Below are 26101 nucleotides of genomic sequence, written 5' to 3' on the forward strand. Positions count from 1 at the left end.
CGCACATGAGGCGCACGATGCCATGCCCGCGCGGGCGCGGCAAGTGCGCCGTGCCTGTGCTTCACAAGGCGGTCGTTTCCGGGGACTCGCCGTCGGAGTCGTCCGACGCGTTGGATGCGGCGCTGGGCCACCGCGGGTGGCGATGTGGCGGGCTCAAGGCGCCTGGCAACGTCGTCGTGCCGTGTCGCCGTGCCCCCGCCGGTCGACGGCTCGCGCCCCCGTCATCGACATGACGACCGCCTGCGGCGGGCGATGCGGCGATGGCGAGCGTCGGACTGGCGAGCCAGTTGTTGTTCAATTCACCGGTGCCGACGCCATTCGGGCTGATTGGGCGCATTGACATGGAGCTTGCCGACGATACCCCCGAGTCGGCCATCGTGATCACCGTAATGGTGCTGATCTTCGGCCGCGGCGCGCGACGTTCGTGCGCAGTGCGAATGTCCTCGCGCTGTGCGGCGCTATGGCCGATCGAGAAGACGAGACCGATAAGACCGTAGAGCACGTCGAGTACCGCGAAGACATGCGCATCTTCCACCAGGCTTGGGGCGTCGCTGCCGGGCGCGGACTGCGTTGCATTGAGGGCAGTAGTGCTGTCGTTCGACAGCAAGGCGTTCTCGCGGCCGTGGCCGTGCGCCGACCCGTCGCCCATCCACGCAAGGTAGTAGAAGGTGGCCGTGAGCGCGAACCAGATGAGACGGGGCGGCGCAGAGCGAAGCATGGCGCCGACATCGTGGACGAACTCGTGCAGGCAGTCGTGCCACTCACGCGGCACGGACTCACGTCGTGCGGTATCGATCAGTAACTCGGCGAGGTTGTCTTGCGCGAGGATTTGCAGGCTGGCGTTGTGCCGGGTCGTTCCCAACTGGTGGATGATCGGCAGCAGCGTCATGCCTGGGATGGGCGCCAGCGGAATTTCCAGCGCTGCGTGCAGGGTATCGCCGAAGCGCCGCGTGAAGATTCCAGGAAACCAGTGGGATACGCCGCGTTCGATGCCGTATCGGGCGCCGTTGCGCAGTACGCCGTAGCAAAACACGAAACCGAGCACTTGCGCAAATGCCGCCCGATAAGGCGTGGAAAGGATCGCGCTCAATCCCTCCAGGCCGGGCGCCGGGGTTGTGCGCGCGATCCGGTTACGGTACTGCCGTTGGGTCACGTTGAAACTGGCCATGCCGAGCAGGTTGATCAGCACGATCGCGAGCGCGGCCAACGGTGGCCAAAGCGGGGCTTGGGATCGGGTGGGATCGGTCGCCTCGGCCAGCAGCGAGGCGAACGTGGAACCGGTGGCGAACGGCAACGCATCGCGAAGTGTGCCGATGCAGAACGCGCGCCACGAAAACACAGGTCTCTGCTCGCACAACAGGGCTTCGAGACGTTCGCTCACGTCCGCGACGTCGAAGCCGTGCAGAGCAAGTGTTCGGGCCTGCCGATGCAGATGCGTTTGCAAGGTCTCGTGCCACGGTTGCGTCGTCATGCCGCCGGGCACCTGCGGGGTGTTGAATCCAGGGCGCGCAAGCGGCGTCAGCGGGGTGCGCCATCCGTTTTCTGCGTTGGGTGGTCCCAACGCATCCAGCGCCGGCAGGGCGATCTCCTGCCACAGGGCATCGAAGATGCGGAGTGCGCGGCTTGCGCCCGGACCTGCATATGTGTCGATCGTGAAGGTGGGCGCGTCGACTGTCGACGGCCGGGACGGAGCGGCGGGTGCGGACGACGCGCGCGTGACGGGCAGTGGCGCAAGCGCCGCGAGTCCCCTGGGCGACCCCGCGCCTGGGCTTGGACACGCATGCGTCATCATCATCAGAACGGGCGGCGACTCGGCCGTGAGGCCGGTGTGTGCTGCGGCTTGCTGGGCGCGGGCGAAATCCTCCGCCAGTGGCGTGACGGGCTCGCGTCGTTCGGCGTCGTTCAACCCCGAGGTGGCGAGAGTGGTATCGGACGCGTGAAGCATTGGCGGAAGACAGGAGAAGCAATTGCGGAGCATGGCGTCAATGGCAGGACTCGGCCAGCGGCGAGGTGCCGGGCCTCAGGCATGAAGAGTCGAAATGAAGCGGGCGATGCTACGCCCGTCCGCCCCTGGCGGCCACGCCTGGACAGTCGTTTGAAGTCGTTCATTCGCGATGTTGCGTAGCGGCGTCAGGTCGACTGGCGACGCGTGATCCGGGATTGACCGTCTTGTGCGTCACGCGTCATGCATCGGGCACGACCATGACCCCGGCGCGCAAACCGTTTGCGACATCGGGGTTGGGAAAGACGATCCGCTCCTCAGGATGCGACACGGTGTAGGTGTTTTCGCCGTCGCGCGCCAGCACGGTGCCAGCGGTGTAGGGCGTGAAGTTCGGCGTGTCGGCCGGGACGTCGAGGACGAAGGCGTCCGTGCGGCGCACGATTTCGGCGGCGACGCGAAAGCGCCTGGCGCACAGGACCTTGCCGTCGTCGCGCGTCCCCATCTCGCCGCCCGACAACCAGCGGCGCAGGGCGGCGTCGATGCCGGCAAAGTCCTCGAGACGGTTTTGCCCGAACGGCGCGACCTTTCCCAGCTCCAGCGTGCAGCTCTCGGCTTTGAAGCGCGCACACGTGTAATACGAAAACGTCACGGACGGTTGTTCGGTGAGCATCACCGCCTCGATATCCGCTGCGGCAAGCGTGTCGAGCCAGTCATCGCCCGGCGGGCACTGCGGCGGACTCGGCACGACCGCGAAGCGGGGGAAGAGCGACGCCCGGATTGCCGTGTGCATATCGACGTGCCGGCGCAGGCGACGCACACCGCGCGGCTGGGCAAAGAACTGCCCCACGATCACTTCGAGTTCTCGTGCGCGCTGCACGGCGGGTGACTCCGCGCGCTTGGCGTGAGCGCCCTGGAACAGGCGGTTCAGGTCGTACTCGAGATAACGCTTGCCGGCACGCACGGCGTCCGGGTTGCCGAGCACGACGAGCACGCGTTCACGCAATGTCAGATGGCCGTCGGCAATGTCACGCAGAATGCCGTCGACGATTTCGATCGGGGCGGTTTCGTCGCCGTGAATGCCGCAAGAGAGGATCGCGTCGAAGCGCGGACGACTGGGCTTGAGGCGTGTGCCGGACATTTGGCCGGTGTCGTCGGGGGCCAGTTCCAGCACCCCTTCCGCATGCCGTTGCCAGTGTACGCCACAGGGATCGATGCCCTCGCTGCGCTCACTGTTGTGCGATTCGCGCACGTCGCTTAGCCAGTGACGCAGGGCCGAACGATTGGCGTGGGTCATGATGAGGGATCTCCAGACATGCAGGCCCCTATTCTAGGCGCGTCGTCGGCATGTCTGGCATGCGACCTCGCGTATGCCGGGAGACGGCCTGTCCACGCGGTGCTACCGGTACGTTCGGCGCGCGCGCATTGTTGCGGCGGTCGAATCCGTGTCATCATGATCCGCATCGCACGCCGTTCCATCGGGCGTAGCCTCAGGGATTGCCGTTCATGACCGAACTGTACGTCGAAGGTGTCTGGCGCACTGCCAACGGAGCAGCATTTTGCACGTGCGATCCCATGTCGGGCGATGTCGTGTGGCAGGGCCACGCAGCCGATGCGGGCGATGTCGACGCCGCCGTTCAGGCCGCGCGTCGTGCGCAGCGCGATTGGGCGCGACGCAGTGTCGACGAGCGACTGGCCGTGTTGCATCGCTTCGCGGCCATTGTGAGCGCACAAGCTGAAACGCTCGCGGACGCGATGGGTCGAGAGACCGGCAAGCCGCTGTGGGAAGCACGCACCGAAGTGGCGACGATGGCCGCAAAGGTCACGCATTCGGCGAAAGCGTACGAGGCGCGTACGGGCGAACGGCGCAGCACGGTGGCGGACGCTCAGAGTGTCGTGCGGCACCGGGCGCATGGTGTGATGGCGGTGTTTGGACCATACAATTTTCCCGGGCATCTGCCCAACGGACATATCGTCCCGGCGCTGCTCGCGGGCAACACCGTCGTGTTCAAGCCCAGCGAACTGGCCCCCGGCGTGGCTGAGCAAACCTTGCGATGCTGGATCGAAGCGGGCCTGCCGCCGGGGGTACTGAATCTGGTGCAGGGCGGGCGCGATACCGGGGCGGCCCTCGCCGCGCATGATGGTATCGACGGCCTGTGCTTCACCGGTAGCTCGGCCACGGGCCGCGCGCTGCATCAGCAGTTCGCCGGACGGCCCGGCACGATCCTCGCGCTGGAGATGGGCGGCAACAATCCGCTGGTCGTCGATGCGCCTGCCGATATCGACGCGGCCGTCCATGTGAGCATTCAGTCCGCGTTCCTCTCCGCGGGGCAGCGCTGCACCTGTGCCCGGCGCCTGCTCGTGCCACGGGGGCCGCAGGGCGACGCGTTCATCGACCGGTTGACGTGCGTGACACAACGCATCGTCGTCGGGCGTTACGACGCCGAGCCGCAGCCGTTCATGGGGGCCGTGGTGTCGTTGCCGGCGGCGCGTCGCATGATCGTGGCCCAGGCCAACCTGATGGCGCTCGGCGCCCGCGCGATCCTGCCGCTTGCCCAGCCGGACGGTCGTTCGGCATTGCTCACGCCGGGACTGATCGATGTGACGCCGGTGGCCGCGCGCGATGCGTTGCCCGACGAAGAGTATTTCGGCCCGTTGCTGCAAGTGCTGCGCTATGACACGTTCGACGAAGCCATCGCGCTGGCGAATCGCACGCGCTACGGGTTGGCGGCGAGTCTGCTGTCCGACGATCCCGCGCGTTACGAACACTTTCTCGCCGAGATCCGCGCGGGCATCGTCAACTGGAATCGACCGACGACGGGCGCGGCAGGCGCGGCGCCGTTCGGGGGCATTGGCGAGTCCGGCAACCACCGTCCCAGCGCGTGGTACGCGGCCGATTATTGCGCATATCCGATGGCGTCGATGGAGGCCGAGCACGTGTCCCTGCCCGAGCACCTCAGTCCCGGTCTGGACTTTGCCTCGTGCTGATTGTCGTTTATCGACTTGTTTTCCGCTTTCTCAGGAATGGATATGACGCGTTTTGCCCGCGAAGCCAACTTCGACGGATTGGTCGGTCCCACCCACAACTACGCGGGGTTGTCGTTCGGCAACGTCGCCTCGGCAAACAATGCCAATCGCGTATCGAATCCGCGTGAGGCTGCGTTGCAGGGGCTTGCCAAGATGAAGGCGTTGGCGGATCTGGGCTACGCCCAGGGCATATTGCCGCCGCAAGAGCGTCCGTCGGTTGCCTTGCTGCGTACGCTCGGCTTCACCGGCGACGACCGGACGGTCATTCGCGAGGCGGCGCGCACCGCCCCCGAACTGCTCGGCGCGGCGTGTTCGGCCGCGAGCATGTGGACGGCCAATGCCGCAACCGTCAGCCCTTCGGCGGACACGGCAGACGGCCGGGTGCATTTCACGGCGGCCAACCTGTGCAGCAAACTGCACCGCGCCTTCGAGCACGACACGACGTCACGCGTGCTGCGTACCGCATTCCCGGATGAAGCGCGTTTCGCCCACCACGATGCCTTGCCGGGCTGGCCGTCCTTGGGGGATGAGGGGGCGGCGAACCATACGCGGCTGTGCGGAGCCTACGGCGAGCGCGGGGTCGAGTTCTTCGTGTACGGTCGGGACGATCTGGCGAGCGCGCCGGCACCGCACCGATTTCCGGCGCGTCAGACGCTGCAGGCGAGTCAGGCGATTGCACGTCTGCATGGTCTGGCGCACGACGACGTGGTGTTTGCGCAGCAGCATCCCGACGCCATCGATGCCGGCGTCTTCCATAACGACGTGATCGCGGTAGGCAATGGCAACGTGCTGTTCTGTCACGCGCAGGCGTTTGTCGATCAGGCGGCGGTGCTGGCGACGCTTCGCGAGCGGATGGCGGCGCGAGGCACGGCGCTGGCGGTGGTGGAGGTCGGGGCCGACGACGTCTCGATCGAGGACGCTGTCGGCAGTTACCTCTTCAACAGTCAGTTGCTCGCGCGAGCCCCTGCGTCGGGCGGAGGGATGTCGTTGGTGGTGCCGCAGGAGTGCCAGGAGCGTCCGGCCGTGTGGCGCTATCTCGAATCGCTGGTGGCCAGTGGTGGACCGATTCGCGCGTTGCATGTGTTCGATTTGCGCGAGAGCATGCGCAACGGCGGTGGGCCGGCGTGCCTACGTCTGCGCGTGGTATTGACCGATGACGAGCGCAAGGCCACCCATCCGCAGCTTTGGATCGACGATGTGCGGTACGCGGCGCTCACTGAATGGGTGCAGCGCCACTATCGTGACCAACTTGCGGTGGGAGACCTTGCCGACCCGGCGTTGCTCGACGAATGCCGTAGCGCGCTCGACGAACTCACGCAGTTGCTCGATCTGGGCAGCCTGTATGCATTTCAGCGTGCCGCGTGAGCGCGGTTGTCGCGGTTGTGTGACGGGCGGCTGGCAAGGGGGCCGCGCCGCCGTCACTTCTCATTTTTCAGGAAAGGAGTCGATGCGATGACGACGATCATTGGTTTGTCAGGCAGCCTGCGCAAGGGTTCGTACAACACGGCATTGCTGGCAGCGGCGAAGGCAGTCGCCCCCGCCGGCGTCACGTTCGACATCCGCACGTTGCACGGCATCCCGCTGTACGACGGGGACCTCGAATCCAGCGAGGGGATTCCGTCCGCCGTCGCCACGTTGAAGGACGCCATTGCACAAGCCGACGGCTTGTTGCTCGCCACGCCGGAGTACAACAACGGCATGCCGGGCGTGTTCAAGAACGCGCTCGACTGGCTATCGCGACCACCCGCCGATAGTGCGCGGGTGTTCCGCGACAAGCCGGTGGCGATCATGGGTGCGTCGCCGGGCGGCTTCGGCACGATCCTTAGCCAGAACGCGTGGATGCCGGTGTTGCGTACATTGCAGACCACGCCCTGGTGGCAGGGCCGATTGATGGTGTCGCACGCGAACAAGGTCATCGATGCGGACGGGAATCTCCAGGACGACGCCGTTCGCCAGCAACTCGCGGCGTTCGTCGCGGGGTTCGTCGAATTTCTCGAACGACGCGGTAGTAATGGTTGATTTATAGTCAATATAAATCAATGAGTTGAGAATATTTATTAATGTAATTTATGCGATAACGAGGCGGCCAGAGTCCCTCAATCGATGAAGACGAACCGATCAGTGAAGCGGCCCACGGATTGTCCGGCGATGCACTATGCTGGAGGCAGCGTATCGGCCGATACGTCGAACGCGTCCTTTCGTCAACCGGGGGTGCTGCCATGCAAATCGAGTTTCCGGATCACCGTCCCGTGTTTAACTATGAAGATCTGACGATCGAATTCGCGGTTGTCGTCAATGGCCGGTCGATTGATTGCGCGGTCTCGGCCGAAGCCCTGGAGGATCACTTCGGCGCCTACTCGGCCGGCGCAGACGATCTATTGCACGCCTTCGAACACGGGCGAACGGATATTCATGCGCTCACGCGCGAATACCTGACGATGGGGCTTTCGGGCCCCGTGTTGTTGCGCAGCGGGCACTTCCGCTGGGTGCGTGAAGCCAGACGGCAAGCCGCGCGGCGCTGATCGACAACCTCTCGCCGGGAACGGCTGTTCCTGGCGACCTTGATTCGCATCAATACCAGGAATGATTCGTCATACGACGCAATAGGCGAGCCGCAAGGATCGGCGTAGACTGGTGTTGCCGCTCGTAAGGTTACGTCAGTGGCCCCCTTGTCGATCACGATCAGGAGTCACTATGGGTTCGGAATTCCGCGTGGTCATCGCCTCGATTGCGGCCTTCATGACGTTGGCCGGGGCGTTCGCCACCATCCACGGCTTGCTGTACGACCAGACGCACGTCATGAAAGGCGGAGTGGTGACGGTACTGTTCGGCATTCTGTTCATCGTGGCGATGCTCACGCCTTGGCCGAGCGACGACGAGGGCGATCGCCAGGACACCCACACCAAGCCCTGAGTCCGCCGAGTCGGGGTAACCGTTTGGTTTGCTGCGTTCTACACTACTAAGTGAGGGACGCCGTCGAAGTGACCCGAAAGTCGAGCAGCGCCAACCGGGCAAGCCCGGGATCTGGTCGATTTCCCCGCATGAACCGCTTCGCAACGAGCGTGGTCTCATTGCGAGGTGACGTATGTGTTCCGATACCCGCGTCGTCATTGCCTCCATTGCCGCCTTCGTGACGCTGGGAGGCATTTTCGCCACCATTCATGGCCTGCTGTTCAACCTGCCGGAGGTGTCGCGCTATGGCGTGGCGACCGTCCTGGCCGGGGCGACGTGCACGGCGACGATGCTCATCCCGTGGGGTTCGCACGACGAGTCGTGACCCGACACCGGACGCCTCGCACCCGCGTTTCAGCCCTGCGGTCGGGCCAAGCGTGCCCGCAGGCACAGGAAGGCGGGCGCCTGTGATAGTTCACGGTAAAGCCGGGGATCGACGCAGGCCATCTCCGGCAACGGCAGCGGCTCGACCATGCGTTCGAGCTGCCAGCCCGCGTCTGCGGCGGCATTCAGAATGTCCGCGAGCGGTCGCCGGTAGGATTCCACATAGGGTTTCGGTTCGCCGAAACCGCTCCAGTACATGCCAAAGCGTGTGACGTCGAAGTAGGTGCGGTTGCGCCGGGTGCGCGCGTCGAGCCAGTCGCGCATCGGATGTCCCATCGACCAGACGAGCGTTGCGCCGGGCTTGGCGACCCGCGCGAACTCGCGAAACGTCGGTTCGAGGTTTTCCACGTAATCGAGCGCGAGCGCGCTGACGATGGCGTCGAAGCGGTGCTCGGCCAGCGTGGCGAACGGCGGCGCGCTCAGGTCTTGCACGTCGAACGTCGCTGCCAGCCCGTCGCAGCGCTGGCGGGCCAGTGCGATCATCTCGGGCGTGACGTCGATGCCGTGCACGGTCGCTCCTTGTTCGGCGAGCCACGCACTGTTGATGCCCGGGCCGCAACCGGCATCAAGGACTTGCCGGCCGTTGACGTTGCCGAGCAGGTGACGCGTGGCAGGGCGCTCGTACAGGGCGTTATGCGGTTTGGTGACGGCAATCTCGGCGTAGCGCTCGGCGAAACCTGCGTAAGCGGTGCGTCCGATCGACGTGGGATCGGCTGACGACATGCGCAACTCCAGGGGGAAAGCAACGATGGGGCAGCGATTGTAACGCCAAAGAAAGGACGCTCTGACGGTGCTGTGGGACAATAGCAGCCTTCGCCGCCGCGTCTGTCCGCATTCCGCGACCGTCCGGCGTTGTGCGACAGCCATTATTCCGCGACATCATTCCCAGGCATGCTCCCATCCAGCGCTTCTCACCCGCCGTCTGACGATTCGACTCTTGCGCCTGTCGACGCAGTCGATGTGGCCGTGATCGGCGCGGGTCCCGCGGGTTTGATGGTGGCCGAAGTCCTGTCGGTGGCCGGGTGGCGCGTCGATGTGTACGACGCCATGCCATCGGTCGGACGCAAATTTCTCATGGCCGGCAAGGGCGGGATGAACCTGACGCACAGTGAGCCTGCGGCGCCGTTCGTGGCCCGTTACGGCAAACGTGCGGTCGCGGTGGCGCAGTGGCTGCGCCGTTTCAGCGCGGACGATGTGCGTTCATGGGCGCATCGGCTGGGTATCGATACGTTTGTCGGCACCTCCGGACGGGTTTTTCCCGTCGACATGAAGGCGGCACCGCTACTGCGCGCATGGCTTACCCGGTTGCGCGCGGCGGGGGTTCGGCTGCATGTGCGGCATCGTTGGCTGGGTTGGGAGGCTCGGGCGGCGGCCGGGCCGGACGATTTGCGTTTTGCCACCCCCGGCGGCGAGCGCCGGGTGCGGGCGAGGGCGGTGGTCCTGGCGCTCGGCGGCGCGAGCTGGCCTCAGCTCGGATCGGACGCCGCCTGGGTGCCGTGGCTACGCGATCACGGCGTGGACGTCGCACCGTTGTTGCCGGCCAACGCAGGCTTTGAGACGGACTGGACGCCCCACATGCGCGAGCGGTTTGCGGGTCATCCGGTGAAGTCGGTCACGATGACGCTGCCGGACGGCACGACGCGGCAAGGGGAGTTCGTGATTTCAACCCATGGCATCGAAGGCAGTCTCGTGTATGCGTTGTGCGCCCCGATTCGCGACGCCATTCGCACACGCGGCAGCGCGCAGGTCTATCTGGATCTGTTGCCGGACTGGCGCGCCGAGCGCGTCACCGAAGCGGTGGGCCGGCCGCGTGGCTCTCGCTCGATGGCGAGTCATCTGCAAAGCCGCTTGGGCATTGCGGGCGTGAAGGGCGCGCTGCTGCGCGAGTGCCTGCCGCGTGAGACGTTCAACGATCCGGTGGCGCTGGCCGCCGGCATCAAGCGTTTGCCGTTGACGCTGTTGCGCACGCGTCCGATGGCCGAGGTTATCAGCAGCGCCGGCGGTGTCGCACTCGAAGCGCTGGATGCGCAGTTGATGGTAAAGGCACTGCCCGGTGTGTTCTGCGCCGGGGAGATGCTCGATTGGGAAGCCCCCACCGGTGGCTATCTGCTCACCGCGTGCTTTGCGAGCGCGTGCGTGGCGGGCGATGGCGCCGCCGCCTATCTTCAGGCGCGGCGCTGATATCGCCCGTCCGCGGTGACCGAGTGGCCGCCGGGCAGGGTCTGCGTCAACCGAACGCGCTGCCCCTCAAGCTGGACGAACGCCGAGACGCCACAGCGAGGTGACTTCGGCGTTTCGCGCCGCATGCAGCGGATCGTTGGTGTCGCCTGCCTTCGGATGATGCGGGCGTACGTCATGACGCGCGAGCACCACCAGACCGGCGCCGTGAATCCATGAGAGCAAGGTCTCGCGCGTGCGCAAGCCCAGATGCTCCGCGAGATCGGACAGAATGAGCCAGCCTTCGCCGCCGGGACTCAGATGGGCGGCGAGGCCGTTCAGGAAGCCCTTGAGCATCTGGCTGTCCGGATCGTAGATCGCGTGTTCGATGGGCGCGTTTGCCTTGGCCGGCACCCACGGCGGGTTGCAGACGATCAGGGGTGCCTTGCCCTCGGGAAACAGGTCGGCATCGACGATCTTCACGGCGCGATCGTAACCAAGCCGCGACATGTTTTCGCGCGAACATGCCAGGGCGCGTGCATCGCGATCGGTACCGACCACTTGCTGTACGCCGCGGCGGGCAAGCAACGCGGCAATCACGCCCGTGCCTGTCCCAATGTCGAACGCCAGCGTCTTGGCCGGCAGCGGCGCCTGGTCGATCAATTGGAGATACTCGCCGCGCACCGGGGAATACACGCCGTACCACGGATGAATCGACGCGCCCAAGGCGGCGACCTGCACACCTTTCTTGCGCCATTCGTGCGCGCCGATCAAGCCGAGAATCTCTCGCAGCGATGCCGCCGATGGCATGTCGTCGGGCGCGCCCCACGCTTCGGTACACGCGTCGCGTACCTCCGGCGCACGGCGCAACGGAATGCCATAGTCGGCATCGATCGGAATCAGCACCATGCCAAGAATGCGCGCGCGCTGCGCTTGCGCCATCCGATGCTTGTGGAAGGCGTCGGCCGCGCTCGCCACCGCTGCCGCCTCCTTGGTGGCCGGCTTGCGACGCGGACGATGCGGCGGACGATCCACCCGCCTCGCCATCGCTTGCATCAATTGACGCGCGTTCTGATAGTCGCCGCGGTACAGCAGCGCCGTCCCGCCACAGGCGAGATGATAGGCCTCGTCAGCCGTCACGGTGTCGTCGACGACTTCCACACGGCGCGGGGGCATTACGCCAGCTTCGGAACGCCAGCGAGCAGTGACGGGGCGACCGTCTTCGGTCCAGGCTAGCGTCGGGGTCATGTTCATGCGATGTCTTCTGAATAGCGTAGCGGCACGTGGAAGTTTCCGTGGGGAAGCCGCTTTTGGCAGGGGGCCTGCGCTTTGCGGGCAGCCTGCCCCAGACGGAGTGGAGCCCCGTTCCGCCGCTCAGGCATCAACCCAACTCGCTGCGGAACGGGGCTCCGGTCTGTCTTCTTCGCTTCCCTCAGGATGCGCCGGAAGCCCGCATTATGCCTGCGTTGTTCCCCCTCCGGCCGGAATTGGTGCTGCCCCGTTACCACGACGCTGCCGCACAAGCGCCGCTCAGGTCGGTCTTTCTGCGCTGCCGAACAACGCACCGATGACGCCACGTAACGCTTCCGCCAACCGGGGATCGATGCCCGGTGTCGATGCCGCCGGCATCGCCGGCACCGGACCACCGTGCCGCAGTGCCGCCGCCATGCGCGTGAGCACCGCCGCGCCCGGATGCATCCCGGCGTCGTGAGCCTCCGCCTGAGGGACTGTGTCGGTGATCGCATTGGCCACCCGCTCCAATCCCGCCAGCGCCGGCCACCACCGCGCCGCACAGCGACTGACCAACGGCGGCTCCGACAACGCCCGCTGCAACGCAATGCGCGCATCGTCAAGCGCCTTGTAGGCCGCCCGTCGCGCGCCGAACGCCGCATCGCCGTCACGAGTGTCGGCCAGCGCCGCATAGCGACCCAGCGCCTCGAGCGCCGTGGCAACGCGTTCGTTCAGTTGACGCCGCTCCCACTTGGCCCACGGCAAATAGCCCACGAGCAACACGATCGCGCACGCGGCCACGGCGTCAACGAATCGCGCAAGGGCAATGCCCTGACTGCCAGGCTGCAAGGCGCCCATCACCAACATCAGAATCGGCAACAGCAAGGCGCTGAACAACCCGTAGTTGCGACGCAATGCCCACGGCAGGGACGCTGCAAGCGGGACAAGCACCGCAAGACTCACCCAGCCGTTACGATCGATGGCGACGACGGCCGCCGAGACAGCGACGCCAATAATGCTGCCTATGCCACTCTGCAACGCGCGGGCGAACACGGAGCCATAGTTCGGCTTGAAGATGATCACGACGATGAGCGGTACCCAATACGACCGCGGCAGTGCCGTGAGGGCAATGAAGATTTGCGCGACCAGCACGCACACGCCAATACGCAGCAGGTACCGCCATACGTCAGGCCAAGGCCACTTCGGGATCCATTGCGGCACGGCGGTGACGCGTGCCCGATGACGCGCCAAGGCAACCAGGGGCGCTTCGGCCGCATGCACGATCCCGGTCAGCAACGGCTCGGCGCGGTGCAACGCCGCGGCGAGCGCGGGCGCCCGGTGGTCTTTCGCCACTAACACGGCCGCCTCGACGTCGACAGGCCGGTCTCGTGCAATATGCCGGGCGATACCGTACAGCGCGCGCCCGAGTGGCGCGGGAAGCGGCTGGCCGCCTTGTATGAGGGCGATGACGGCCGAGGTGATCGGCTCCGCCGCGAGGACCTGGGCTGCGCGGCGTTCGAGGACTTCCCACCCGCCAGCCGTGCTCGCACGCGCCGTCAAGAGGGTATCGTAGGCGGCGGCAATGGCGTTCTCGAGCGAGCGGCGCGCGAGCCTTACGCGCGGCGTGCCGCTCGCATCGAGCACGTTGGCGAGCTGTTGGTAGATCGCGGCGACGGCGTCGCGCTCGGCCGCGCCCGGGTGCCGCAACCAGTGAACCGCCATGAGCAGCACGCCGAAGACGCCGCCCGCCGCGAGCAGCAGCGGCGCTCGCCATTCGGGCGGTGGAAGGGCAAGGCCCCAGCCGACGATGAGGTAGACGGCGCCCTGCAGGGTCGCGGCAGACGCGACGTTGCCGAATGTGCCGATGAAACTGAGCAGCAGTATGGCCACTTGCAGAAGCCCATGCGCGGCCCACGGGTGCGACACGCCGATGTCGTGGATGAGCATGCCGGCGTAAAAGCCTGCGACGCCGGTGGCGACGGTGAGCAGGATGGAGCGTGCCCGCGCGCGATACGGGCCGGTTCGGTCGCCGGTGATGGCGGGCAGTGCACCGAGTGCAATGAGCGATGCGTCGGCACCCTGTCCAATGGCCGCACCGATGGCGGTGGGCACGGCAACACAGAGCGCCGCGTGTACGGCGTCCCAGCGCGAGAACGCCACGGGTTCGAGTCGCACCAGCCGCGACATCCACGCGACGCGGCGACCAGGATCTGGCGGGGAGGGCATGCGCGGACGATCGGCTGCGGTCAGGACGCGCGCTGCGATGCAGCGGCATCCGGCAGTGGCATCAGCTTGCCCTGACCGCGAATCCAGGCGTAATCGGCGCGCTCGGCCATCTCCTTGTCGCCCCGGCTGTCGCCGTACACGAACAGCACGCGCGGCGGCGACGCCGCCCACCAGGCTTCGAGACGCCGCATTTTCTCCGGTCCCCAGCAATTGGGCTCGGCGAACTGGCCAACGAACCGGCCGACTTCGTCATAGGCCAACTCGGTGCTGAGCACGGCATCGAATCCGACCGAGGCGGCCCATAGGCGCAGGTACAAGCCGGGCGAGGCGCTGACCAGCACGACGCGGTGACCCATCGCACGGTGCTGCCGCAATCGCGCAAGCATCTCGGGACGAAGCAGGCTGGGCAGACGCTGCGCGATGAACCGTTGTGCGTCGTACTCGAGCTGCGCGCGTGTGCGTGCGCCCAGCGACGCGCGCAGGAACGCGGCCTTGGCGGTGCCCCGGTCAACGACGCGCAACGCCGCGCCGATCAGCCACGGCGAAGCGAGCAGAGCGCCGGCCAGGAAGCGCGGTGTGCCGACCGTGGCGCGCACGAAGACGCGCAGCGTGTCGGTGGTGGAAATCGTGCCGTCGAAATCGAAGGCGGCGACGATGGAGGTGTCTCGCATGCGCGTTCAGTTCGCGTTCGATGGCGGCGCGGCATCGAGCACCGCCGACGCCGCACAGCGTGAGTCAGCGAAGGCGACCAGGTGCGGCCAGCGCTCGCAGGCCTGTCGATTGGCAACGATCGCTTGTTCGTCGAGATATCCGGGCAGCGCATCGGCCCCGACGACTTCGCGCAACCGATCGATATCCGACGGATAACGACGCTCGATCATTGCGTCGGCCGCTTGCAGATTGGGCGTGACGGGTGTCATGGGTAATGTGGCCGTGGCAGATGCGGGTTCGGTCTGTCTCATGCGAGGCATTGTATAGGGGCCTTGGGGCCAGGGCAATTTCGCTGTCGGCCGGTCAGCCGGTGCACCAGGTGAGTGGTGGCGCATGACCAACGTTCGCTTGATCACGCAGGCGGGGCAGGCTAGCATGGGGCATGCACCGCTTTCAGACGGATGCGCAGCGCTGTCCCGCCGGACCTGGGCAATCTTAGGATTGCCCGACAACGACGTGGTGAGACGTCGGGCCTTTCGGGCAAGCCTTGTGTGAGAGCGGCAACAATGCAGCACAAGAACAGATGAGGCATTGCATATGCAGCTTCGAGCGTCTTGGTCGCGTTACAAGAAAATTTCCGCCATCTGTCTGATAGCCGCCGCAGCGATGGACCTCGCAGGTCCCCGGCTTGCGGCGGCGGCGCCCGCGCCAGGCCGGGCAAGTCGAGCGCCGGCGTCCCAGGGCACGGCTGTCGCGGCGGGCGCCGCGCCAGGCGCAAGCGCATCGCAGGACCCGTCGGGCAACCCCGCAGCGCTCGTGCCGACACCGCCCGGTTCCCGTCAGCGCACGGTCACGTTTGCCCAGTTGGGACAGACTGAAGGATTACGATTGCGCGGCACTGAAGGGTCGGGCGACGTCAACTTCGGAATCCGACTCGATCGGACCGTCGCCTCGGCGTTGTTGCGGCTGCGCTACACCTATTCGCCGGCACTGATCCCCGATCTCTCGCAGCTCAAGATATTCCTGAATGAAGAGTTGATCGCCACGTTGCCGTTCAACAAGCAGGACGGCGGCAAGCCGCTCGTGCGCGACATCGCGCTGGACCCGCGCTTGCTCTCGGGCTTCAACCGCGTGCGGCTGGTGCTGATCGGGCACTACACGATGGAGTGCGAGGATCCGATGCATTCCAGCCTGTGGGCGGACATCAGTCCGCAGAGCGAGATCGTCACTAGCACGCAGCCGCTTACGCTGCGCAACGATCTGGCCACGCTGCCCGCTCCGTTCTTCGACCGCCACGATAACCGCGACCAGTCGATTCCGTTCGTCTTCGGTGCACCACCATCGCTCGCCGTGGTGCATGCCGCCGGTGTCGTGGCCACGTGGGCAGGCGCGATCGGCGACTATCGCCGTACACGCTTCCCGGTTAGCGTGAAGACACTGCCGTCGAAGCACGCCATCGTGTTCGTCACGAACGACACGATGTTGCCCGGGCTTGATTTGCCGAAGGTCGACGCCCCGACGCTGCGGATGATGTCCAACCCGGACGATCCGTCGCTCAAGTTGCTCGTCGTTCAGGGGCGCGACGCGAAGGACCTGGAGACGGCCGCGCTTGCGCTCGTCTCGGGACGCGCCGCGCTGTCGGGCGATGCCATGCGTATCGATGCACTCACTCCGATGCCGCCGCGCGCAGCCTACGACGCACCCCGATGGGTTCGCACGGACCGGCCCGTGAAGTTCGGCGAACTGGTCGACAATCCGGGCGACCTGCAAGCGAGCGGTTATACGCCGTGGCCGATCCGCCTTCGGCTCAACCTGCCCGCCGATCTGCTCACGTGGCAGAACACGGGCGTGCCGATGGACCTGAAGTATCGCTACACGCCGCCGGTCAAGCCTGACGATTCGTCGATGAGCGTGTCGATCAACGATCAGTTCGTGCGTGCCTATCGTCTGCGTGCGTCGGGCACAAGTACCGACACGAGCCACATGCTGGTGGAGTTGCTCTCCGACGGCACCATGGCCGATCGCAAGGAGGTGCGTATCCCCGCCTTCCAGGTGGCGTCGCGCAACGCGCTGTCGTTCCAGTTCGCGATGGAGCCGCACAAGGAAGGGATGTGCAGCCAGACGATCACTCACGCGGCACGCTCTGCGATCGACGCCGATTCGACCATCGATTTCAGCGGCCTGCCGCACTATGCCGAGATGCCGAACCTGAGCTTCTTCGTCGGCAGCGGATTCCCATTCACGAAGTACGCCGATCTTGCGCAGACGGCCGTCGTGATGTCGAAGACGCCGGACACGTCGGAACTCGAAACCGTCTTCGCGACGCTCGGCCAGTTTGGCCGTTCGACCGGCGTCTATGCCGATCGCTTCGACGTGCTCGACACGACGCAGACCGATCGTTTCAAAGATCGTGACCTGCTGATGGTCGGCGGCAAGGACGTGGCGGACCTGCTGGTCAAGTGGGGCAAGAATCTGCCGCTGATCATCGACCAGACGCGCCGCGTGATGACCGCCCAGCCGCAGGCCTCGCGGGAGGATGGTGCGATCGGTTCGGCGCTTGCGGCAAGTCCCGTTGGCCCGGCCCGCATGGAGGCATTGTCCAAGGGACCGCTCGCGGCACTCGTCGGATTCGAGTCGCCGGTGAGCCGCTCGCGGTCGGTGGTGGCGATCAATGCGTCGAGCGACGACGCGTTGCTCAGCGTGGTCGATGCCATCGACGACAACGCCCGACGGGCGGAGATCCATGGCGATCTGGCCGTGTTCAGCGGCGATCGCGCCGAATCGTTCCGGCTTGGTCAACGCTACTTCGTGGGCGATGTGAGCTGGTGGACCCGCATTCGGTACCATCTTTCGAGTCATCCGATTCTGGTGGGGCTGGTCGCGTTGCTGGCGGCATTCGCGATTGCGCTCAAGGGCTTCGGCTGGTTGCAGCGCCGTGCCGCGCGACGTCTGGAGCAGTGAATGACACGTGCGGATGGTACGGGCCGGCGCCGTCGTGACGTGTTGCGTGCGCTCGCCGCATGCAGTGCGTTGCCGATGCTCGGTGGTCTGGCGCGCGATGCGCACGGCGCGCCGGCGATGGCTGCGTCCGCGCCCACGACGGCCGGGGGGACGTGCGCCCCAGTCAACTGGCCGGACTGGGCACGTTTCAAGGCAAGTTTCCTGAGCGACGACGGGCGTGTGATCGATCGCAGCATGGGCGATCAGCGCACGGTGTCGGAGGGCCAGGCCTATGCTTTGACCTTCGCGCTGATCGCCAACGATCGCGCCACATTCGACACGGTGCTCGACTGGACCGCCAACAACCTCGCGCAGGGCGATCTGACCGCCCAGTTGCCCGCGTGGCTCTGGGGCAAGCAGGACGATGGGCAGTGGGGCGTGCTCGACCGTAACCCGGCGAGCGACGCCGACATGTGGATCGCCTACGCGCTGGGCGAGGCGGGACGGTTGTGGAACGTGCGGCGCTATACGGCGCTGGGTGCTCTCGTCGCGCGTCGTATCGCGGCGCAGGCGACCGACTTTATCCCGGGCCTTGGGCGCACGCTGCTACCGGCGCCGGTCGGCTTTCATCCTGCAATAGACCTGTGGCGGCTCAATCCCAGCTATGTGCCGATGCAGGTGGTGCGATATCTGGCGGGGCGTTTTCCCGAGAGTGGCTGGGCGCAACTGATCTCGTCGTCACGTAAGCAAATCTCGTTGACGGCGCCGCCGCTGGGGTTCGTCCCGGAATGGGCAATGTACCGCGCGGGCCGCGGATTCGAGATCGATCCGGACACGAAGGGTGAGGGCAGCTACAACGCGATTCGCGTGTATCTGTGGGCCGGCATGCTCGCGCCGGACAGCGATGACCTTCACGCGTTGATGCACACGTTCGGCGGCATGCTGCGGTATGTCGCGGCCCACGGCGCCCCGCCCGAGCGGGTCAATACGCGCGATGGCACCGCCAATCAGGTCGGTGGCGCCGGCTTTTCCGCGGCCCTGGTGCCGTTGCTTCATGCGGTGGGCGATACTGCGCACGCGCAGGTGCAAGTCGCGCGCGCGCGGGGGCTCGAAGCGCAATCGGCGCCGGGCTACTACAGTTCGGTGCTCTCGTTGTTCGGTCTCGGCTGGTACGACGGACGCTTCCGTTTTGCCGCCGACGGCACGTTGCGGGTGCCATGGGAGGCGACTTGCGCAACACGCTGATTCGCTCCGCGTGTCTGACCTGTGTGCTGATGGCAGCGGGCGGCGCTCCCGCGCGTGCCGCGTCGGGCCCGGGCGTGAGCCGCCAAGCGGATGCCGTGGCCATGAATCGTGATGTGAGCCGCCTGCTCGCAAGCGCTTCGCTCTGGCATGCCCGCCATCGCAACGATCTTGCTCGCGCTGCGCTGGAAAAGGCATTGCTCGTGCAACCGGAGCAGCCTGACGTGTTGTCGCTGCTAGGTCAGATTGAGATTGAAGAGAACCATCCGCAGCAGGCGAACAAGGCGTTGCAGACGTTGCGCGCACGGTATCCGAACGCCCCCGCCACGAGCGCGCTGGCCGATGTGATCCGAGTGAACACCGTCGACAAGTCCCGCATGGCGCGCGCGCGTTTGCTGCAGCGCAGTGGACAGGCCGATGCGGCCTTCGCGCAATACCAGGCGCTGTTTCCCGACGGCCCGCCCAGTGGCGATCTCGGCGTCGAGTACTTCCGCGCTCAGGCCAACGCCACCCACGGTTGGCCGGCGGCGCAACGAGGACTGGCGGCGCTTGCGAAGGACTCGCCCAGCGATTCGCGTGCGTCGCAGTCGTTGGCCGAGTTGATGATCGACCGCCCGGCGAGCCGCCTGGCGGGCACGCGCATGGTGGCGGAACTGGCCGCGCGGCCGGATGCTGATCTGAACACCTTGCTGCCGCTCTGGCAGAAGGGCCTGTCCCGGGCTGACGGCGATCTGGCCTGGCTGCCGCTCTATCAGCGCTATCTTGCGCTCTCGCCCAACGACACCGACATTCGCGCCGCGTACGACAAACTCAACGCGCAGGAGGCGGCGCGCATGCGGATGCGCAACGACCCGGCATATCAAGCGCGGCAGGCGGGCATCAAAGCGCTCGACCAGGGGCGGCTGAGCGATGCCCAGAGGTCACTCGATGCCGCCCGCGCCAAACGTCCCGACGACGGCGAACTGCTCGGATCGCTGGGGCTGGTCAAGATGCGTCAAGGCGATCACAAAGCGGCGCAGGCACTGTTTTCACAGGCGCTGCACAAGGATCCGGCGAACGCGCACAAGTGGCGCTCGCTGCTCCAGACGTCGCGATTCTGGGGGGCGCTGGCCGACGCGCGCAGCGCCCGCGACGCCGGTCACCTCGCCGAGGCCGATCGGCTTGTGCGCAGCGCCCTGGCCAGCGATCCGCGCAATCCCGATGGCCTGGCGTTGCTGGGCGACATTGCGCTCGACGACAAGCGCGACGATGACGCCGAGCGGCTCTTCCAGCAGGCGCTCGAGATCGAGCCGGATAACGACGTGGCATTGCGCGGTCTGATCACGTTGTATTCGCGTCAGCAGCGCCGCGCCGAGTTGGCCCGCTTGCTCGGCGATTTGCGGCACCGGTTCCCGCACGACAAGGCGCGCTTCGACAAGGCCGAGGCCGCGGCCCTGTCCGATGACGCCGAGCGCGAGACGGCCCAAGGCCACAACGGCCCGGCGCTCGCGGCGTTGGAGCGCGCCGTCACGCTCGACCCGGGCAATGCCTGGACACGCTACTCGCTCGCCAGCCTCTACCGGAAGCTGCGTTTGCCGCAGATCGGTCGCGACGTGATGGCCGAAGGCTTGCGCCAGCCGCTCCCGCCCGACGACCGTGCGCAGATGTTGTATGCGCAGGCCCTCTATCTGAATGTCATCGACGACGAGGCCGGGGCCCGCGCCGCGCTCGCGCAAATTCCGGCCGCGAACGTCACACCGTCGATCCGGCGCCTGCGGACGACACTCGCCATTCGCGACACGGCGCGTCTGGCCCGAGAAGCGCATGCTGCGGGCGACGATGCCCAGAGCGAGCGCCGCTATGCCGAGGCCTTGGCGATGGCCGGCGATGACCCGGAGCTGATCGGTGAAGTCGCGCGCGCACATGTGGCGGCGGGGCAGCCCGAGACGGGGCTGGCGCTCATGCGCGACTGGCTCGCGGCGCACGCCGACAAGCCACCGCCAGAGGCGCAATTGCGCTACGCCGAATTGCTCGATACGGCGGAACGCGATACGGCACTCGGCACGTTCCTGGCGGGCATCGATCCTGCCACGCTCGGCGCGGATCAACGCGCCGAATGGCAGGATTTGCAGGATCGTCTCGCCCTGCGCGAGGCTGATCGCGCACGGGCGTTGGGCGACTTCACGAAGGCGCGCGACAAGCTCGATCCGTTGCTCTCGCGGCAACCGCCCGATAAACGTGCGCAGTCGATGCTGGGCGACCTCTATTTCGACGAGCGCCGCTTCGACGACGCGCGCAAGATCGCGCAAGCGCAACTCCGGCAGGACCCGAACGATCAGGACGCGCGCCTCTCGCTTGTCCGCGTGCTCTACGAGATGCAGGACGACGCGGCAGCCAACCGAGAACTCGATCGCGCACTGGCCGAGGCCTCGCCCGACGACGTCTGGACGCAACTCGCCGCGGTGCGGCGGCTCACGGCGATGCAACGGTTCGACGAAGCCATTGCGCTCACCGACAAGCTGCGCGCGCAATTCCCGGATACGCCGGCCGTGACCGTGCAGCGCGGACGCATCGCGCAGTCGCAGCGTCATTACCCGGCGGCGAAGGGATGGTACGACCAGGCGCGCAAGGAGGAAATCGTGCAGGGCGCGCTGCCGGGCTATGACGGCATGACGTCGGCCGAGTCGGCCATCGACTCGCTCGAAGCGCGCCGTAACAGCTATGTCGCGGCGGGTTACGAAATCGACGAGAAGAAGGGCGACGGCGGCATCTCGATGTTCAACGCCCGCGCCGTGCCGGTGTACGGCCAGTACGCGGTCGGTTACGACGGCCATGTGTTTGCCCAGACCGACTACGTCAGCGCGGACGCCGGCGACTTGCCGCTCAACGGCACGTCGGAGTTCGGCACGTTGCCACTGCTTGATGTGCCCGCATTCCGGGCCGCCAATCCCGGTGTGCAGAGCGACTACGGCACGAAGCGCCAGAAGGCTCACGGGCAGGCACTCATGCTCGGCTATGAGAACGACTGGATCCGGGCTGACATCGGTCATACGCCAGTGGGCTTTCCCATTTCCTACGTGACCGGCGGTGTACGTCTGTTCGGCAACGTCGACCGCTATCAATATTGGGTCGACGTGTCGCGTCGGCCGATGACAGGCAGCATGGTGTCGTACGCCGGGTCGTCCCTGCCGCTGCCGGAGATCTTCGGCGACGGCAAATGGGGCGGTGTACGGCGGGATGCACTCACGTTCCACGCGTCGCGCGACTTCCTGAAGTGGGGCATTTTCGGCGAAGCGAGCGTGGCACGGCTGACCGGCGAGAATGTGCTCAACAACTCGGAGGTGTCGGCGCGCGCGGGTGTCGACCTGCCACTCATCTACAAGCGCGACATGCGCATGAACACAGGCGTCACGGTGTTCTTCGACAGCTTTGCGCAGAACGAGCGGTTTTACACCTACGGCCACGGCGGGTATTACAGCCCCCAAACCTATGTGTCACTGACGCTGCCGCTGGAATGGTACGGCCGCATGCAACGCTGGTCGTACTATCTGCGCGGGTCGGTGTCGGTCTCGCAGAGTCAGGAGAAGGCGATGCCGTACTTTCCGACCAACGGGGCCCTTCAAGCGGCCAGTGGCGATTTGACGTACGGCTCGGGAGGCGGCTTCGGTGTGGGCTTTTCGCTACTCGGGCGCGCCGAGTATTGGGTCAACCGCCATTGGGTGATCGGCGCGCAGGCGCAGTTCGAGCGCTCGGACTATTACGCGCCGAATCGCTTCCTCGTCTACCTGCGTTATCACTTTGACGCGCGTCGCGGTGAGGTACCGATGCCGCCTTCGCCGGTACGCCCGATCTGGAGTTATTGACCCATGAGCGCTCGCCTCGATTCCGTTCTGATCATCGCCGTTTCACGCGCGTCCGAGGACGCGGCCGGGGAGGGCACATGCTGACGCTCATCGCCGTTGTTTCCAGTGCCGGTGGCGCTGGCCGCAGCACCGTCACGGCCCATTTAGCCGCGCAACTTGCGTACGCCTCGCATCCGGTTGTGGTGCTTGAACTCGACGCCCAGAACAGCATCGGCTCGGTGCTCGGGCTGCGCGAGGCGTGTGGCAAAGGCGTGCTGTCGCCGGGCGTTGCACCGGACTGTTGGCACAGCGTGTTGTGCGATACACCCGCCGGCGTGCCGTTGCTGCCCGCGGGGCGTACCGACCCGACCACGCTCGCCGCGCTCGTCCAGTGGCTGCAACAAGATACCGGAGGTTTGCGACGCCAGCTTGATGCGCTCGGGTTGGCGCCGGGCACGCGGGTGCTCATCGACACGCAACGCTTGCCCGACATGGCGGCGCAAGCGGCGGTGGCGGCCGCCGATCTGATACTGGGTATCGTGCCCGTGACAACCACGGGCTATGTCACACAACCGGATCTGATGGCGGCTTGTGCGGGCCGCGTGCAGATGGTACCGAATCTGGCCGCGGCCAATTCCTCGTTCAACAACGATCTTCTGCACCTGATGCAGGCGCGCGCGGGGGAGGCCGTCGTGCCGCTGCGCATTCATCGCGACGAGGCGATCAGCACGATGGCGGCGAACGGTAAGACACTGGCGAACGCCGGGTTCGGCTCGCAGGCGGCTCTCGATTTCGCGCGTTTGGCTGCGTGGCTGATGCGCGCCACCACCCCGGACGAGGTGCTGGACCGGTCGGGAAGGGGCGAGAAATGATCCGCGACGCGTTGCGCTCACTTCACCGATTGGGTCGCGAGATGCTGGTCGTGCGTTTCGGCGTGTCGCCTAGACCGGGCAGGCGCTCCCCAAGCGCGCTGCAGTGGGTACTCGCCGCAACGTTGCGTTCGCCGCAGCATCGACTGTGGATCTCGCGAACTGGCGACCATGCCGTGGCGTTGTTGGCAGCGCGGCTCGACGTCCGTCAACTCGACCAATGGCGCGACTGGTGGCTACGCCTTGTGTTTCAACCTGCGCGCCCAGGACGGCCCGACTATCCGGGACGTGTGCTGGCGTGGATCAACGAACGCGTTACGTATCGGATCGACGCCCCGTCAGATGCGAGTTTCGGGCAGATCGTGAGTGCGCTGGCATGGCGTCGGGCCGAGCGTCGCCCGGCGTTCCCGCCTTACACGGCATGGCTGGCGTTTCGGAAGTACTACGACCTTGTGCGGTCGCGGGTGGTGCTGACAATCTTTGGTATCCCGCCCGGCACATCCGGACAGCTCGCCCACCGATTCGATACGTACCTTGAACACGCGGTGCAGTGGCGTGTGACATCGGCGATCGTCGCGCTGCTCGGGCTGATCGGCGTGTTCTGGATCGCGACGACACCGTTTGATCCCTTCGAGCAATTGCTGTTCTCGATTTGCACGCTCACGTTGGCGCTGGTGTTCCGGCGCCTCGAGAGTCAATATTCCGTGCTCGTGCTGATCGGCTTGTCGCTCATTTCAACGATTCGTTATGTGTGGTGGCGTCTCACTCAGTCGCTGGGATTTGACAGCGTGGCCGAAGCGACGGCCGGTTATACGCTTGTCGCGGCCGAAGTCTACACATGGCTGATTCTGCTGCTCGGGTATGTTCAGACGGTTTGGCCGTTGCGTCGTCCCATCACGCCGCTGCCGCCGGATACGAGCCAATGGCCGACCGTCGATATCTATATTCCGACATTCAATGAGGCGCTTGACGTGGTGCGGCCATCCGTCTACGCCGCTAGCGGAATCGACTGGCCATCCGAGAAACTCAACATTTACTTGCTCGACGACGGGCGTCGCGACTTCATGCGCGACTTTGCCGAGCAAGCGGGGGTGCACTACATGACCCGCCCCGACAACCGGCATGCCAAGGCGGGCAACATCAACCATGCGTTGAGCAAGACTCAGGGCGAGTTCATTGCCATTTTCGACTGCGATCACATCCCTGTGCGCTCGTTTCTGCAAACGACAATGGGAGCATTCCTCAAGGACGAGCGCTGCTCGCTCGTGCAAACGCCGCATCACTTCTTTTCCGACGATCCGTTCGAACGCAACCTTGCCACGCGTGGGGCAGTACCGAATGAAGGGCGCCTGTTCTACGGAATCGTGCAGGACGGCAATGACCTGTGGAACGCCGCATTTTTTTGCGGATCGTGTGCGGTGCTGCGTCGCACGGCGCTAGAGGAAGTCGGCGGCGTCGCAATCGAAACGGTGACGGAAGACGCGCACACTGCGCTGAAGATGCACCGCCGAGGTTGGAACAGCGTGTACCTGAAAGTGGTGCAGGCGGCCGGCCTGGCCACTGAATCGCTCTCCGGGCACGTGGGGCAACGCATTCGCTGGGCACGCGGTATGACCCAGATATTCCGTGTCGACAATCCGATCTTTGGCCCCGGTCTGCGCCTCGGTCAGCGCCTCTGCTACGTCAGCGCCATGCTTCACTTTCTCTACGGTATTCCGCGCATTATTTTCCTGCTCGCGCCGATGTGCTATCTCTTCTTCGGGTTGCACATCGTGCATGCGGCCGCACTCAGTATTTGCGCTTACGTGTTGCCGCATATCGCGCATGCGAACATCGCCAACTCACGTATCCAGGGAAAATACCGGCATTCGTTCTGGTCGGATGTGTATGAGGCCGTGCTCGCGTGGTATGTGGCGCTACCTACGACGCTGGCGTTCATCAACCCGCGTTACGGCAAGTTCAATGTGACGACCAAGGGGGGCCTGATTGAGCAAAGCTTTTTCGACTGGAGCATCTCGAAGCCTTATCTCGTATTGCTCAGCGTCAATTTGCTGGGGTTCGTGGCGGGCATATTGCGCTATTTTTATGGCCCGGCCCACGTGACGGGCGCGTTGATCTTCAATTTGGGATGGACGACGTTCAACCTTGCGGTTCTGGGGGCTGCCGTGGCCGTGGCGACCGAAGTGAAGCAGGTACGCCGCACTCACCGGGTGTTGATGCGCGTGCCCGCCACGCTATACCTGCCGGACGGACGCACGATGGCGTGCCACACGCGCGACTTCTCGGGCGGCGGCCTGGCGCTGCGAATGCCCGTGCCGATCGATCTGACCGTGGGTACCGAGGCGCAAGTGGCACTGGCGCGTGGCGTGAATGAATACGGCTTTCCGGTGAGCGTGGTCGGCGGGCGAGGACAGGACCTGTTTCTCTCGTTCCTGCCGCTCACCGAAGAGCAGGACAAACATCTTGTGCAATTCACGTTCGGTCGCGCCGACGCGTGGCGCGACTGGGATGCCGAGCGCACACGGGACGAGCCGATCAAGGCGCTCTTCGAAATGCTGGCGATGGGCCTGCGTGGCTATCAGGTGCTGGCGAACTACCTGCTCAATAAGCTCGTGACGCGTTGGCAGAATCGTCTGCGGGGTGTGCGTCAGACGTAAGGCGGC

19 protein-coding genes are annotated in these 26101 nt (G+C 65.7%); 12 read left to right on the forward strand and 7 right to left on the reverse strand.

The window, feature by feature from the left end:
• Nucleotides 1–61: 61 nt before the first annotated feature.
• Together PTE31013_RS13570 and astE are read right to left on the reverse strand one after the other, a co-directional pair.
• Entirely contained in the window at nt 62–1945 is a 1884-nt protein-coding gene (locus tag PTE31013_RS13570; protein ID WP_150613308.1) for a hypothetical protein, read from the reverse strand.
• Between the two features lie 238 nt (nt 1946–2183).
• Nucleotides 2184–3236, reverse strand: a complete 1053-nt coding sequence (astE, locus tag PTE31013_RS13575) for a succinylglutamate desuccinylase (protein WP_150613309.1) — start codon at nt 3234–3236, stop codon at nt 2184–2186.
• 209 nt (nt 3237–3445) lie between these two features.
• Here astE and astD point away from each other — a divergent pair, with 209 nt between their 5' ends.
• The 6 genes from astD (at nt 3446) to PTE31013_RS13605 (ending at nt 8243) form a co-directional block, all read left to right on the forward strand.
• Entirely contained in the window at nt 3446–4927 is a 1482-nt protein-coding gene (gene astD / locus PTE31013_RS13580; RefSeq protein WP_150613310.1) for a succinylglutamate-semialdehyde dehydrogenase, read from the forward strand.
• 42 nt (nt 4928–4969) lie between these two features.
• Nucleotides 4970–6331 carry an N-succinylarginine dihydrolase gene (astB, locus tag PTE31013_RS13585; RefSeq protein ID WP_150613311.1) on the forward strand — a complete coding sequence of 454 codons (1362 nt, stop codon included), beginning with the start codon at nt 4970–4972 and terminating at the stop codon, nt 6329–6331.
• An 87-nt stretch (nt 6332–6418) separates the two neighbouring features.
• Complete coding sequence (locus tag PTE31013_RS13590) at nt 6419–6985, forward strand: NADPH-dependent FMN reductase (protein ID WP_150613312.1); 567 nt, start codon at nt 6419–6421, stop codon at nt 6983–6985.
• 200 nt (nt 6986–7185) lie between these two features.
• Nucleotides 7186–7488 (forward strand): DUF1488 family protein, encoded by a 303-nt coding sequence (locus tag PTE31013_RS13595; RefSeq protein WP_150613313.1) that lies wholly within the window; start codon nt 7186–7188, stop codon nt 7486–7488.
• Between the two features lie 172 nt (nt 7489–7660).
• Nucleotides 7661–7879, forward strand: coding sequence for a DUF2964 family protein (locus tag PTE31013_RS13600; RefSeq protein WP_150613314.1), 219 nt, complete (start codon nt 7661–7663; stop codon nt 7877–7879).
• Between the two features lie 172 nt (nt 7880–8051).
• Nucleotides 8052–8243, forward strand: coding sequence for a DUF2964 family protein (locus PTE31013_RS13605; protein ID WP_150613315.1), 192 nt, complete (start codon nt 8052–8054; stop codon nt 8241–8243).
• A gap of 29 nt (nt 8244–8272) precedes the next feature.
• Here the strand turns inward: PTE31013_RS13605 and PTE31013_RS13610 are convergent, their stop codons facing one another.
• A complete protein-coding gene (locus tag PTE31013_RS13610) occupies nt 8273–9025 on the reverse strand; it encodes a class I SAM-dependent methyltransferase (protein ID WP_150613316.1) in 753 nt (250 codons plus the stop codon).
• Between the two features lie 168 nt (nt 9026–9193).
• On the opposite strand from PTE31013_RS13610, the gene PTE31013_RS13615 reads away from it, so the two are divergent.
• Nucleotides 9194–10483 carry a TIGR03862 family flavoprotein gene (locus PTE31013_RS13615; RefSeq protein ID WP_425495564.1) on the forward strand — a complete coding sequence of 430 codons (1290 nt, stop codon included), beginning with the start codon at nt 9194–9196 and terminating at the stop codon, nt 10481–10483.
• Between the two features lie 66 nt (nt 10484–10549).
• Here the strand turns inward: PTE31013_RS13615 and PTE31013_RS13620 are convergent, their stop codons facing one another.
• From PTE31013_RS13620 to PTE31013_RS13635, 4 genes are all read right to left on the reverse strand, one after another.
• Nucleotides 10550–11713 (reverse strand): methyltransferase, encoded by a 1164-nt coding sequence (locus tag PTE31013_RS13620; RefSeq protein ID WP_150613318.1) that lies wholly within the window; start codon nt 11711–11713, stop codon nt 10550–10552.
• Nucleotides 11714–11989: 276 nt separating this feature from the next.
• Nucleotides 11990–13915, reverse strand: a complete 1926-nt coding sequence (locus tag PTE31013_RS13625) for an FUSC family protein (RefSeq protein ID WP_150613319.1) — start codon at nt 13913–13915, stop codon at nt 11990–11992.
• 20 nt (nt 13916–13935) lie between these two features.
• Complete coding sequence (locus PTE31013_RS13630) at nt 13936–14586, reverse strand: HAD-IB family hydrolase (protein ID WP_150613320.1); 651 nt, start codon at nt 14584–14586, stop codon at nt 13936–13938.
• A gap of 6 nt (nt 14587–14592) precedes the next feature.
• Nucleotides 14593–14877 carry a hypothetical protein gene (locus PTE31013_RS13635; RefSeq protein ID WP_150613321.1) on the reverse strand — a complete coding sequence of 95 codons (285 nt, stop codon included), beginning with the start codon at nt 14875–14877 and terminating at the stop codon, nt 14593–14595.
• 355 nt (nt 14878–15232) lie between these two features.
• On the opposite strand from PTE31013_RS13635, the gene bcsB reads away from it, so the two are divergent.
• From bcsB to bcsA, 5 genes are all read left to right on the forward strand, one after another.
• On the forward strand, nt 15233–17527 hold the full coding sequence (bcsB, locus tag PTE31013_RS13640) for a cellulose biosynthesis cyclic di-GMP-binding regulatory protein BcsB (RefSeq protein ID WP_174978559.1): 2295 nt from the start codon (nt 15233–15235) through the stop codon (nt 17525–17527).
• Nucleotides 17528–18751: a cellulose synthase complex periplasmic endoglucanase BcsZ gene (bcsZ, locus tag PTE31013_RS13645; RefSeq protein WP_150613323.1), complete on the forward strand. Its 1224-nt coding sequence runs from the start codon at nt 17528–17530 to the stop codon at nt 18749–18751.
• Nucleotides 18736–22590 (forward strand): cellulose synthase subunit BcsC-related outer membrane protein, encoded by a 3855-nt coding sequence (locus PTE31013_RS13650; protein WP_174978560.1) that lies wholly within the window; start codon nt 18736–18738, stop codon nt 22588–22590. The genes bcsZ and PTE31013_RS13650 overlap by 16 nt, the downstream gene beginning before the upstream one ends.
• A gap of 77 nt (nt 22591–22667) precedes the next feature.
• On the forward strand, nt 22668–23441 hold the full coding sequence (locus tag PTE31013_RS13655; RefSeq protein WP_150613325.1) for a cellulose synthase operon protein YhjQ/BcsQ: 774 nt from the start codon (nt 22668–22670) through the stop codon (nt 23439–23441).
• Nucleotides 23438–26095 carry a UDP-forming cellulose synthase catalytic subunit gene (gene bcsA, locus PTE31013_RS13660; protein WP_150613326.1) on the forward strand — a complete coding sequence of 886 codons (2658 nt, stop codon included), beginning with the start codon at nt 23438–23440 and terminating at the stop codon, nt 26093–26095. Before PTE31013_RS13655 ends, bcsA begins: the two co-directional genes overlap by 4 nt.
• Nucleotides 26096–26101: the final 6 nt, after the last annotated feature.

Source organism: Pandoraea terrigena (genome assembly GCF_902459705.1).
Classification (GTDB): domain Bacteria; phylum Pseudomonadota; class Gammaproteobacteria; order Burkholderiales; family Burkholderiaceae; genus Pandoraea; species Pandoraea terrigena.